The following is a 12,071-nucleotide window of genomic DNA, read 5'->3' as shown; positions in this document are numbered from 1 at the left end:
GATCAACTCGATTGTCCGGCCGCACTGCAATATGGCCGGTTGCTGACCCACACGGCACGCCGCGACGCACCACACCGCCCCTGCGCACCGTCCCCCAAGCGGGAGTAGTCTGCATGCTTTACCAACTGCACGAATTCCAGCGGGCCATGCTGAGCCCGCTCACGGCCTGGGCCCAGGCCGCCTCCAAGTCGTTCGCCAATCCGTCCAGCCCGTTCTCGCTGATGCCCGGCGCGACGCGGATGGCGGCCGCTTACGAGTTGATGTACCGGCTCGGCAAGGATTACGAGAAGCCCGAATTCAACCTGCACCAGATCGTCAAGGACGGCCACAACATCCCGATCGTCGAGCAGACGATCGTCGAGAAGCCGTTCTGCCGGCTGCTGCGGTTCAAGCGCTATTCGGACGACGCCGACGCCGTCACGCAACTGAAGGACGAGCCGGTCGTGCTGGTCTGCGCGCCGCTGTCGGGCCACCATTCGACGCTGCTGCGCGATACCGTGCGCACGCTGCTGCAGGATCACAAGGTGTACATCACCGACTGGATCGATGCGCGGATGGTGCCGGTCGAGGTTGGCCCGTTCCACCTGCACGACTATGTCGCGTACATCCAGGAATTCATTCGTCACATCGGCGCGCGCAACCTGCACGTGATCTCCGTGTGCCAGCCGACGGTGCCGGTGCTCGCGGCGATCTCGCTGATGGCGAGCCGCGGCGAGGACACCCCGCTCACGATGACGATGATGGGTGGCCCGATCGACGCGCGCCGCAGCCCGACCTCGGTGAACTCGCTCGCGACGCAGCACTCGACCTCGTGGTTCGAAAACAACGTGATCCACACGGTGCCCGCGAATTATCCGGGCGAAGGCCGCCACGTGTATCCGGGCTTCCTGCAGCACACGGGCTTCGTCGCGATGAACCCGGAGCGCCACGCGCAATCGCACTGGGATTTTTATCAGAGCCTGCTGCGCGGCGACGAGGAAGACGCCGAAGCGCACCGCCAATTCTATGACGAGTACAACGCGGTGCTCGACATGGCCGCCGAGTACTACCTCGAGACGATCCGCGTCGTGTTCCAGGAATTCCGGCTCGCGGAAGGCACGTGGGATGTCGAAGGCGAGCGCGTGCGTCCGCAGGACATCAAGCACACCGCGCTGATGACGATCGAGGGCGAGCTCGACGACATCTCGGGCAGCGGCCAGACGCACGTCGCGCACGAGCTGTGCACGGGCATCCCGCAGGACGATCGCCGCAGCCTGACCGCGGAGAAGTGCGGTCACTACGGGATTTTCTCGGGCCGCCGCTGGCGCACGATCATCTACCCGCAACTGCGCGACTTCATCCGCGAGCATGCGCCGGAACCGAAGAACGGCGCGACGAAGACGCCCGCCGATGCCCCGGCCACGACAACCCTCGCCGCCGTGCCGTCCAGCAAGCAGCCCGAAACGACGCGCGCCACCGTCGCGAAGCGCGTGCGCGCGAAGGCCCCGGCCGCGACGGTTGCCCCCGCCAGGACGGCAACCGTGAAGGCCGCGCCGGCCGCGAAAAGCGCGGGCAGCACGCGGGTCAAACCCGTTCGCGCGCGCAAGGCCGCCTGACGCGCCGCATTCCGACGCAAAAACGCCGCCGTTGCTTGTTGGGCACGGCGGCGTTTTCTTATGCAGCGAGCGGCCGCGAGTGGGCCGCGCACCGGCGCACGACTCAGCGTCGCAGCAGATACGCGAGCAGCACCTCGGTGTTCATCCTGACCATCTCCGCACGCTCGTCGGCTTCGCTGAAGTCGCGCCCGAGCGTCGCGGCGAGCGTGAAGCGGTTCGACACGATGTAGTAGCCGAGTCCCGACAGCGTCACGTAGAAGTGCAGCGGATCGACGTCGCCGCGGAACAGCCCGGCCTTCTGGCCGCGCATCAGCACGTTGCCGAGCTTCGCGACGATCGGCGACATCATCTCGCGGATCCGCGTCGACTTGTGCAGGTAGCGCGCCTCGTGCAGGTTCTCGTTGTTGATGAGCCGCAGCAGCTCCGGATGATCGCGGTAGTAATCCCACACGAAATGCGCGAGCCGCGTGACGGCTTCGACGGGTGCGACGCCATCGAGATCCAGCACGCGCTCCGCGTCGGTCAGCGCGGAGAACGCGTGCTCGAGCACGGCCGTAAACAGCTGCTCCTTGCTGCCGAAGTAGTAATAGAGCATGCGCTCGTTGGTTTCGGCCCGGCGTGCGATCTGATCGACGCGTGCGCCGAACAGCCCTCCACTCGCGAACTCTTCGGCTGCCGCCATCAGGATGCGACGGCGCGTACCTTCAGGATCTCTTTTGATTTTTGGCTGATTCATGTGGCGTTTTGCTATGTGAGCCGCGTGATCCGGACCGGCACCCCCACCGCCTCGGCGCCGGCCGCCCTGGAACGGGCGCACCACGTGCGGCCGCCCTCCTGCTGAGCCCCTGCAAAAAAGCGGTTCGATTATGCGCACAGACGGCGTCCAGCGCAATGCGGGAAATCGGCGATAATCAAGGTTTGGCAAACCTTTCCGGCCGCGCCACACGCGGCCGAGAGCCATTCGGCGCTACAGCGCCCGTTGTCACCGTGACTGATTCCAAGACCCTCGCGGATCGCATCGAAGATCTGCTTCCCCAGACGCAATGCACGAAGTGCGGCTATAACGGCTGCCGTCCGTACGCCGACGCGATCGCCGCCGGCGACGCGAGCTACAACCAGTGCCCGCCCGGCGGCGCCGAAGGCATCGCGCGCCTCGCGCGCCTGCTCGGCAAGCCCGTGATCCCGCTGAACCCCGTCAACGGCACCGAGCATCCGCGCGCCGTCGCGTTCATCGACGAAAGCCTGTGCATCGGCTGCACGCTGTGCATGCAGGCGTGCCCGGTCGACGCGATCGTCGGCGCACCGAAACAGATGCACACGATCGTCGAATCGCTGTGCACGGGCTGCGACCTGTGCGTGCCGCCCTGCCCGGTCGACTGCATCGCGATGGTTCCCGTGACCGGCGAGCGCACCGGCTGGGACGCGTGGTCGCAGCAACAGGCGGACGCCGCACGCGAGCGCCACGACCGCCGGCTCGCCCGCCAGCGCCGCGAACGCGAGGCCGCCGAAGCGCGCGCCGCCGCCCGCCGCGCGGCCAGCGCCGGTGCGGCCAGTACGGCGCCGGCCGCGGCCGAACCCGGCAAACAGCCTGACGCACCGAGCGCCGCGCCGGCCGACGACGCCGACGCGAAGAAACGCGCGATCATCGCCGCCGCGCTCGAACGCGCGCGCAAGAAGAAGGAAGAACTGTCCGAGCAAGGCACCGGGCCGAAGAACACCGAAGGTGTGAGCGCGGCCGTGCAGGCGCAGATCGACGCGGCCGAAGGCCGCCGCAAGCGGCTCGCCGAGCAGCAGGCGCAGCGCGACGCGCAAGCCGCGGCAGCCGGCGACGATAACGACAACGACGATCCAGACAACAACGACGACCGGAGCAGCCCGTCCGCGCCGCCCAAGAACCGTCCATGAACGCCACCAAACGACGCGCGATCTACGAAACGCTGCAAAGCCTCAATCCGCATCCGACCACCGAGCTCGAATACACGACGCCGTTCGAGTTGCTGATCGCGGTGATGCTGTCCGCGCAGGCGACCGACGTGTCGGTCAACAAGGCGATGCGCAAGATGTTTCCGGTCGCGAACACCCCGCGACAAATCGTCGCGCTCGGTGAAGAAGGCGTCGCCGACTACATCAAGACGATCGGCCTGTACCGCACCAAGGCGAAGAACGTGATCGCCGCGTGCAACATCCTGCTCGAGCGCTACGACGGCGAGGTGCCGGCCGATCGCGAAGCGCTCGAAAGCCTGCCGGGCGTCGGCCGCAAGACCGCGAACGTCGTCCTGAACACCGCGTTCGGCCAGCCGACGATCGCGGTCGACACGCATATCTTCCGCGTCGCGAACCGCACGGGGCTCGCGCCCGGCAAGGACGTGCGGGCCGTCGAGGCCGCGCTCGAGAAGTTCACGCCGAAGGAATTCCTGCAGGATGCGCATCACTGGCTGATCCTGCACGGGCGCTATGTGTGCAAGGCCCGCAAGCCCGAATGCTGGCACTGCGCGATCGAGCCGCTGTGCGAATTCCGGCCGAAGACGCCGCCGCCGAACGAGTGAGCGCGAGCCGCGGCTGACGGGCCGCGCGCCTTGCAACCGGCCGGCTCCATCGTTGCGCCGGCGGCTTTCCCCTTCCCTGCTATGCGTTGGACGTCGCCGTCGCGTCGTCGGCCGCCGCACCGCCCGCGCGCACGAGCGCCAGCACGGCCGCGAGGATCGCGACGCCGCCGGCCCACTGCAGCGGCGACAGCGCCTCGCCGAACAGCAGCGCCGCGAGCGCGACCGTCACGACCGGTTCAAGCGTCGACAGCATCGACGTACGCGCGGCCCCCAGCCGCTCGAGCCCGGCGAAGAACGCGAGCATCGCGGCGACCGTCGACACCAGCGCGATCGCGAGCATCGACGCCCAGCCGGCGGTGGTCGCCGGCCAGCGCGGCGGCGCGCCGAACGCCGTGGTCCGCACGATCGCGATCGCGACGAGCGTCGCGGTCGCCGACAGGCAGATGATCGCGGTGGTCGCGAGCGGATCAACGCCGCGCGTCGCCTTCGTGCCGCCGACGATATACAGCGAATAGATCACCGCGGAAGCCAGCGCGAGCGCGATGCCGAGCGGCTCGCCGTGGCCGCCGCCGACCATCAGCGCCGAGCCCGCGACACAGAGCACGAGCGCGACCGCCTTCGCGCGCGTCAGGCGCTCGCCGAGCCACCACGCGGCCAGCAGCGTGACGAAGGCCGGATACAGGTACAGCAGCAAGGCGACGAGGCTCGCCTGCGCATGCTGGAGCGCGCTGAAATAGCAGAACGACTGTCCGACGTAGCCGAGCGCACCCATCGCCACGAGCGGCACGAGCGTGCGGCCGCGCGGCCATGCGACGCGGCGGTGCCGGGCGATCGCGGCGAGGATCGCGCCGCCGATCGCGAAACGTACGATCAGCAGCCCGAGCACGTCGACACCGGCCGCATACGCATAGCGGCCGAAGATCGCCATCGCGCCGAATGAGGCGGCGGACAGCGCGACATAGAGCGCGCCCTGCAGCGCGGGGGACGATGAGCGGGCGGTGGCGGACATGTTGAGCGGGTTGAGCGGTGCAAGCGCGACGACGGGAATCGTCGGAGTGTAGCGGCGCGGCGGCCGGCAGCCTAGCCCGCGCTTACCCGTTGCGCCGCGCCGCGGCCCGCGGCAGGCTGGCTCCCGCCCACGCCGCCCACGCCACCCCCGTGGACCGCCACGATGCGCGCCCCGCCCGCGCGCCCATCGCCGCCAGCACCGTGCGCCGACCCGGCGTACAATGCGCGACGCGGCATGACGCCGCCCGAATCACGACGTTTCCCCACCATGTTCAATCCGAGTCGCGACGAAGTCCGTCGCTTTTTCACCGAGACCTGGCGCAAGCAGCGCGCCGGCGAGATCCTGACGCCGCTGGAAGCGATGGCAGCCGACTGGATCGTCGAGCACCCCGAATACCACGCCGACCTCGCGGACGCCGACGGCGCCACCGCGCGCGACTACACGCCCGAGGAAGGCCGCACGAACCCGTTCCTGCACCTGTCGATGCACCTCGCGATCAGCGAGCAGCTGTCGATCGACCAGCCGCCCGGCATCCGCGCCGCGCACGACAAGCTGGCCGCGAAGCTCGACTCGACGCACGAAGCGCAGCACATGATCATGGAATGTCTCGGCGAGACGATCTGGGAAGCGCAGCGCACCGGCACGCCGCCCGATACGGACGCGTACCTGCAGCGCATCCTGCGCCGCGCGTCGCGCGACTGAGCGCCGCGGACAAAAAAATACCCCGCCATGGCGGGGTATTCCTGCTGCACGGACCGGCAAGGTCCGGCGCGCTTACTTCTTGAAGACGAGATCGGTCTCTTTCAGCGACTCGATGTAGGCCGCGATGTCCTTCATGTCGCTGACCGACAGGTTCTGGACCTGCGCCTGCATGATCGCGTTGTTGCGACCGAGCAGCGGGTTCGTCAGCCCCATCTGGTACTGGCGCATCGACCACACGAGGTAGTCGGCGTGCTGGCCCGCGAGGCGCGGATACTCGGCGTTGATCGGCTTGTTCAATTGCGCGCCGTGGCAGGCCGCGCAGTTGTGCGACTCGACCAGTTCCTTGCCCTTCACGGTGTCCGCCGCATGCGCGGTACCGATCGCGAGGCCGGCCGCCAGTGCAACCGCCGCCGTCTTGAATGCGTTGTTCATGAATGCTCCTGTCCCGCCGGTCAGATCGGCGGCGCGCGCTTTACTTGTAGGGATTGTCCTTCGTGTCGGCCTTCTGGGCGGCGTAGTAGGCCGCCAGATCCGCGATGTCCTGGTCCGTCAGCGAACCGGCGATCGCGTTCATCGACGGGAAATGACGATCCTTCTTGCGGTAAGCCTTCAGCGCGTTCTCGAGGTATTGCTGGTTCTGGCCGCCAAGGACGGGCACCCGGTAGACCTCCGGGTACGCCGCGCGGTAATCCTGGATGCCGTGGCAACCGATGCACATGGCGGCCTTGCCCGCCCCGTCCTTCGGGTTGCCGACCACACCGGCCGCCTGCGCGCTGCCCGCGAGCGCCACGAGCGCCGCGACAACGACGTGTTTGCCGACGAATTTGTTCATAGCTCTTGTAACCTAGCTTGAGGGGAAACTGGCGCCGAAGCGGCAACGGCCCGCGCCGTTTTGCTATCGGATCGCCACGCAGGCCAAAAAAAACGGCCAGATTGTACCGCGTCGGCGGGGAACGCGTCCACCAGGCGCCCCGGCCCGCCCCGCCGCAGCTCCGCAACGATACGCGCCCCCGGCCCGACTGGACAGCCCTTCTGACTTATACTGGGTTTTTTTGCGATTAAGAAGAGCGCCACCATGCGTTTCGAAGGATCCTCGCACTACGTCGCCACCGACGACCTGAAACTCGCGGTCAACGCCGCGCTGACGCTGCAACGCCCGCTGCTGATCAAGGGCGAGCCCGGCACCGGCAAGACCATGCTCGCCGAGGAAGTGGCGGCCGCGCTCGACATGCCGCTGCTGCAGTGGCACATCAAGTCGACGACCAAAGCGCAGCAGGGCCTGTACGAATACGACGCGGTATCGCGGCTGCGCGACTCGCAGCTCGGCGACGAGCGCGTGAAGGACATCTCGAACTACATCGTGAAGGGCGTGCTGTGGCAGGCGTTCGACGCCGAGCGCCCGAGCGTGCTGCTGATCGACGAGATCGACAAGGCCGACATCGAATTCCCGAACGACCTGCTGCGCGAGCTCGACCGGATGGAATTCCACGTGTACGAGACGCGCGAGACCGTGCGCGCGAAGCACCGCCCGCTCGTGATCATCACGTCCAACAACGAGAAGGAGCTGCCCGACGCGTTCCTGCGCCGCTGCTTCTTCCACTACATCCAGTTTCCCGACGCGTCGACGATGCAGAAGATCGTCGCGGTCCACTTCCCGAACATCCGCGAGGAGCTGCTGCGCGCGGCGCTCGAGAGCTTCTTCGAATTGCGCACCGTATCGGGGCTGAAGAAGAAGCCGTCGACGTCCGAGCTGCTCGACTGGCTGAAGCTGCTGCTCGCCGAGAACATCCCGGCAGACGCGCTGCGCAGCGTCGACGCGAAGCAGATCGTGCCGCCGCTCGCAGGTGCGCTGCTGAAGAACGAGCAGGATCTGAGCCTGCTCGAGCGGCTCGTCTACATGAACCGGCACAACCGGTAACCCACCCGCGAAGGCCCGGCCATGCTGCTCAATTTCTTCTACGCGCTGCGCGCAGCCAAGCTGCCCGTCTCGGTGAAGGAATACCTGACGCTGCTCGAATCGCTGAAGGCCGGGCTGATCTCGCCGTCGATCGACGCGTTCTACTTCCTCGCGCGCATGACGCTCGTCAAGGACGAGCAGTACTTCGACAAGTTCGACCAGGCGTTCGGTGCGTATTTCCACGGCGTGTCCGCGTTGCCGTCCGAAGCGTTCGACCTCCCGCTCGACTGGCTCGAGAAGCGTCTCGAACGCGAGCTGTCGCCGGAGGAAAAGGCGCAGATCGAGGCGATGGGCGGGCTCGACAAGCTGATGGAGCGCCTGAAGGAACTGCTCGACGAGCAGAAGGAACGCCACGAAGGCGGCAACAAGTGGATCGGCACGGGCGGCACGTCGCCGTTCGGGCACGGCGGCTACAACCCCGAGGGCATGCGCATCGGCGGCCCGTCGAACGGCAACCGCACGGCGGTCAAGGTGTGGGAGGCGCGCGCGTACCGCGACTACGACGATTCGGTCGAGATCGGCACGCGCAACATCAAGGTCGCGCTGCGGCGCCTGCGCCGCTTCGCGCGCGAAGGCGCGGCCGAGGAGCTCGACCTGCCCGGCACGATCCGCAGCACGGCCGCGAATGCCGGCTGGCTCGACCTGCGGATGGTGCCCGAGCGTCACAATAACGTGAAGGTGCTGATGCTGCTCGACGTCGGCGGCTCGATGGACGACCACATCAAGCGCACCGAGGAGCTGTTCTCCGCCGCGAAGGCCGAGTTCAAGCACCTGGAGTTCTACTACTTCCACAACTGCGTGTACGACCACCTGTGGAAGAACAACCGCCGCCGTCATGCGGAGCGCACCGCGACGTGGGACGTGCTGCACAAGTTCACGCCCGACTACAAGCTGATCTTCGTCGGCGACGCGACGATGAGCCCGTACGAGGTGCTGCAGCCCGGCGGCTCGGTCGAATACAACAACCCGGAAGCCGGCGCCGTCTGGCTGCGCCGCCTCGCCGACCAGTTCCCCCACCATGCATGGCTGAACCCCGAGCCCGAGCGGCTATGGGAATACCGGCAATCGGTCGCGGTGATCCGCGACCTGCTCGGCCAGCGCATGTATCCGCTCACGCTCGCGGGCCTCGAAACCGCGATGCGCGCGCTCAGCAAGTAACGAACCCAACCTGCAGACACGAAGGCCGCGTCCGAGCGGCCCTCTCCGGAGATAGCATGAATCCTTCGCCCACCGCGAGCGCAGCCCGCGCCGGCGGCCGCCGCTTTTTCACCGATACGTCCGTCTCCGCGCTCGTCGCCGGCTTCGTCGCGATGATGACGGGCTACACGAGCTCGCTCGTGCTGATGTTCCAGGCCGGTCGCGCCGCGCACCTGAGCGACGCGCAGATCTCGTCGTGGATCTGGGCGCTGTCGATCGGCATGGCGCTGACGACGATCGGCCTGTCGCTGCGCTTTCGCGCGCCTGTCGTGGTCGCATGGTCGACGCCCGGCGCCGCGCTGCTGATCGCGTCGCTGCCCGGCGTGCCGTATCCCGAGGCGATCGGCGCGTTCGTCGTGTGCGCGCTGCTGCTGACTGCGGTCGGCGTGAGCGGGCTGTTCGACACGCTGATGCGGCGCATTCCGGCCGGGATCGCGGCCGCCTTGCTCGCGGGCATCCTGTTCGAGATCGGCATCGAGATCTTCCGCGCCGCGCAGTTCCAGACCGCGCTCGTGCTCGCGATGTTCTTCACGTACCTGATCGTCAAGCGGCTCGCGCCGCGCTACGCGATCGTCACGACGCTGATCGTCGGCACCGCCGTGGCCGGCGGCCTCGGCCTGCTCGACTTCAGCCGCTTCCACATCGCGCTCGCGCAGCCCGTGTTCACGATGCCCGCGTTCTCGCTCGCTTCGATCGTCAGCATCGGCATTCCGCTGTTCGTCGTCGCGATGGCGTCGCAGAACGTGCCCGGCATCGCAGTGCTGCGCGCGGACGGCTACACGACACCGTCGTCGCCGCTGATCGCGACCACCGGCCTCGCATCGCTGCTGCTCGCGCCGTTCGGCTCGCACGGCGTGAACCTCGCGGCGATCACCGCGGCGATCTGCACCGGCCCCGAAGCACACGAGGAGCACGCGAAGCGCTACACGGCCGCCGTGTGGTGCGGCACGTTCTACCTGATCGCCGGGATCTTCGGCGCGACGATCGCCGCGCTGTTCGCGGCGCTGCCGAAGGCGCTCGTCGTGTCGGTCGCCGCGCTCGCGCTGTTCGGCTCGATCATGAGCGGCCTCGCGAACGCGATGCAGGACGTGAAACAGCGCGAGGCCGCGCTCGTCACGTTCATGGTCACCGCGTCGGGACTCACGCTGCTGTCGATCGGCTCGGCGTTCTGGGGGCTCGTCGCGGGAATCGTCACGCAGGTGATCCTGAACGCGCGGCGCCCCGCGTAGCGCCGCCCCACGGCGGGGCCCCCCCTGCAAACGGCACGCCAAAACGTGCGCGACACGAATCGGGCCTAAAATGATGAATCGGAGGCGGCGCCCGGCGCCGCTTCGCTTCGCTGCCGCGCTCGCGCGGCCCGTGAGAACCCCGGCGCCCCGCGCCCTCCTCCCGAATCGCCATGACTACCGCACTCGACCAGCTGAAGCAGTACACGACCGTCGTCGCCGACACGGGCGATTTCCAGCAGCTTGCGCAATACAAGCCGCAGGACGCGACCACGAACCCGTCGCTGATCCTGAAGGCCGTCCAGAAGGACGCGTACAAGCCGATCCTCGAGAAAACCGTCCGCGATCACCGCGACGAATCCGCCGATTTCATCATCGACCGCCTGCTGATCGCATTCGGCACCGAGATCCTGAAGCTGATCCCGGGCCGCGTGTCGACCGAGGTCGACGCGCGCCTGTCGTTCGACACGCCGCGCTCGATCGACAAGGGTCGCGAACTCATCAAGCTGTATGAAGACGCCGGCATCGGCCGCGAGCGCATCCTGATCAAGCTCGCGTCGACGTGGGAAGGCATTCGCGCGGCCGAGGTGCTGCAGAAGGAAGGGATCAAGTGCAACATGACCCTGCTTTTCTCGCTCGTGCAGGCCGCCGCGAGCGCGGAAGCCGGCGCGCAGCTGATCTCGCCGTTCGTCGGCCGTATCTACGACTGGTACAAGAAGCAGGCCGGCGCCGACTGGGACGAAGCGAAGAACGGCGGCGCGAACGATCCGGGCGTGCAGTCGGTGCGCCGCATCTACACGTACTACAAGACGTTCGGCTACAACACCGAAGTGATGGGCGCGAGCTTCCGCACGACGAGCCAGATCACCGAGCTCGCGGGCTGCGACCTGCTGACGATCAGCCCCGACTTGCTGCAGAAGCTGCAGGACAGCAACGACACGGTCGAGCGCAAGCTGTCGCCGGACGCGCTGCTCGACAAGCCGACCGAGCGCGTCGCGATCGACGAGGCCTCGTTCCGCTTCCAGCTGAACGACGAAGCGATGGCGACGGAAAAGCTGTCCGAAGGCATCCGCGTGTTCGCCGCCGACGCGGTGAAGCTCGAAAAGCTGATCGACTCGCTGCGCTGATCCGTGCCGCGCATGACTGCTGTCAGTTGAACTGTCAGCAACGCTGACAACAGCCGTCAGCAAGCGCTGCGAACGGCCGCGAACCTCGTGTTCGTGGCCGTTTTTATTTTTCATTCCATCGTCAAGCGCGCGCACTACAATCCACGTCACGAGTGCGCCGGCCGCATCCCGACGCGCTCTTCCCGGTCAATCTTCGAAGTACCCGGGCCGGCCCCGACACGCCAGCCCGGTCAACAGGAGACAACGATGCAAGTCCAACCGTACCTGACGTTCTACGGCCGCGCGGAAGAAGCCCTTCAGTTCTACGAAAAGGCGCTCGGCGCGAAGACGATGTTCAAGATGCATTTCAAGGATGCGCCGCCCAATCCCGATTACCCGATGACGCCGGAAATGGCCGACAAGGTCATGCATGCGAGCTTCACGATCGGCGACTCGATGATCATGTGCTCGGACGGCGACTGCAGCCAGCCGGGCGGCGGCATGCACGCCGGCTATTCGCTGTCGTTGAACCCGGCGACGGTCGACGAAGGCCAGAAGCTATTCAATGCGCTCGCCGACGGCGGCGAAGTGACGATGCCGTTCGGCAAGACATTCTGGGCGCTCGGCTTCGGGATGGCGAAGGATCGTTTCGGCGTGCACTGGATGGTCAACGTCGAGGATCTGTCGCAGCGCGAGGATCTCGCGAAACGCGCGCAGGGCTGACGCCAGCGAA

General features: G+C 67.2%; 13 protein-coding genes. 9 read left to right on the top strand and 4 right to left on the bottom strand.

Going from position 1 to position 12,071, the window contains the following annotated elements:
• Positions 1–113 precede the first annotated feature (113 nt).
• Complete coding sequence (gene phaZ / locus ACVK00_RS16115) at positions 114–1,595, top strand: polyhydroxyalkanoate depolymerase (protein WP_284891089.1); 1,482 nt, start codon at positions 114–116, stop codon at positions 1,593–1,595.
• Positions 1,596–1,698: 103 nt separating this feature from the next.
• On the opposite strand, the gene ACVK00_RS16110 is transcribed toward phaZ, so the two are convergent.
• Positions 1,699–2,331, bottom strand: a complete 633-nt coding sequence (locus ACVK00_RS16110) for a TetR family transcriptional regulator (protein WP_228905085.1) — start codon at positions 2,329–2,331, stop codon at positions 1,699–1,701.
• Positions 2,332–2,486: 155 nt separating this feature from the next.
• Between ACVK00_RS16110 and rsxB the strand changes: the two genes are divergently transcribed.
• Positions 2,487–3,500 carry an electron transport complex subunit RsxB gene (rsxB, locus tag ACVK00_RS16105; RefSeq protein WP_284891090.1) on the top strand — a complete coding sequence of 338 codons (1,014 nt, stop codon included), beginning with the start codon at positions 2,487–2,489 and terminating at the stop codon, positions 3,498–3,500.
• Positions 3,497–4,141 (top strand): endonuclease III, encoded by a 645-nt coding sequence (gene nth, locus ACVK00_RS16100; protein WP_006754450.1) that lies wholly within the window; start codon positions 3,497–3,499, stop codon positions 4,139–4,141. Before rsxB ends, nth begins: the two co-directional genes overlap by 4 nt.
• A 79-nt stretch (positions 4,142–4,220) precedes the next feature.
• Here the strand turns inward: nth and ACVK00_RS16095 are convergent, their stop codons facing one another.
• Positions 4,221–5,150 carry a DMT family transporter gene (locus tag ACVK00_RS16095; protein ID WP_284891093.1) on the bottom strand — a complete coding sequence of 310 codons (930 nt, stop codon included), beginning with the start codon at positions 5,148–5,150 and terminating at the stop codon, positions 4,221–4,223.
• 234 nt (positions 5,151–5,384) lie between these two features.
• Between ACVK00_RS16095 and ACVK00_RS16090 the strand changes: the two genes are divergently transcribed.
• A complete protein-coding gene (locus ACVK00_RS16090) occupies positions 5,385–5,852 on the top strand; it encodes a DUF1841 family protein (protein ID WP_373421674.1) in 468 nt (155 codons plus the stop codon).
• 72 nt (positions 5,853–5,924) lie between these two features.
• Here ACVK00_RS16090 and ACVK00_RS16085 read toward each other — a convergent pair whose 3' ends face one another.
• Positions 5,925–6,284 (bottom strand): c-type cytochrome, encoded by a 360-nt coding sequence (locus ACVK00_RS16085; RefSeq protein ID WP_228905091.1) that lies wholly within the window; start codon positions 6,282–6,284, stop codon positions 5,925–5,927.
• A 40-nt stretch (positions 6,285–6,324) separates the two neighbouring features.
• On the bottom strand, positions 6,325–6,684 hold the full coding sequence (locus ACVK00_RS16080) for a c-type cytochrome (protein WP_006754446.1): 360 nt from the start codon (positions 6,682–6,684) through the stop codon (positions 6,325–6,327).
• Between the two features lie 243 nt (positions 6,685–6,927).
• On the opposite strand from ACVK00_RS16080, the gene ACVK00_RS16075 reads away from it, so the two are divergent.
• The 5 genes from ACVK00_RS16075 to ACVK00_RS16055 all read left to right on the top strand — a co-directional run bounded on the left by ACVK00_RS16075 (position 6,928) and on the right by ACVK00_RS16055 (position 12,061).
• Entirely contained in the window at positions 6,928–7,770 is an 843-nt protein-coding gene (locus ACVK00_RS16075) for an AAA family ATPase (RefSeq protein ID WP_228905093.1), read from the top strand.
• Between the two features lie 21 nt (positions 7,771–7,791).
• Positions 7,792–8,967, top strand: a complete 1,176-nt coding sequence (locus ACVK00_RS16070; protein ID WP_229050286.1) for a vWA domain-containing protein — start codon at positions 7,792–7,794, stop codon at positions 8,965–8,967.
• A 56-nt stretch (positions 8,968–9,023) separates the two neighbouring features.
• On the top strand, positions 9,024–10,235 hold the full coding sequence (locus ACVK00_RS16065) for a benzoate/H(+) symporter BenE family transporter (protein ID WP_228905096.1): 1,212 nt from the start codon (positions 9,024–9,026) through the stop codon (positions 10,233–10,235).
• 170 nt (positions 10,236–10,405) lie between these two features.
• Positions 10,406–11,359 carry a transaldolase gene (gene tal, locus ACVK00_RS16060; protein ID WP_165751814.1) on the top strand — a complete coding sequence of 318 codons (954 nt, stop codon included), beginning with the start codon at positions 10,406–10,408 and terminating at the stop codon, positions 11,357–11,359.
• Between the two features lie 246 nt (positions 11,360–11,605).
• Positions 11,606–12,061, top strand: a complete 456-nt coding sequence (locus ACVK00_RS16055) for a VOC family protein (RefSeq protein ID WP_175656562.1) — start codon at positions 11,606–11,608, stop codon at positions 12,059–12,061.
• The last annotated feature ends 10 nt before the right edge of the window (positions 12,062–12,071 follow it).

The organism is Burkholderia sp. PvR073, from assembly GCF_054055695.1.
Note: the sequence above shows the minus strand (reverse complement) of the source record. Positions and strands in the feature narration are given on the sequence as shown.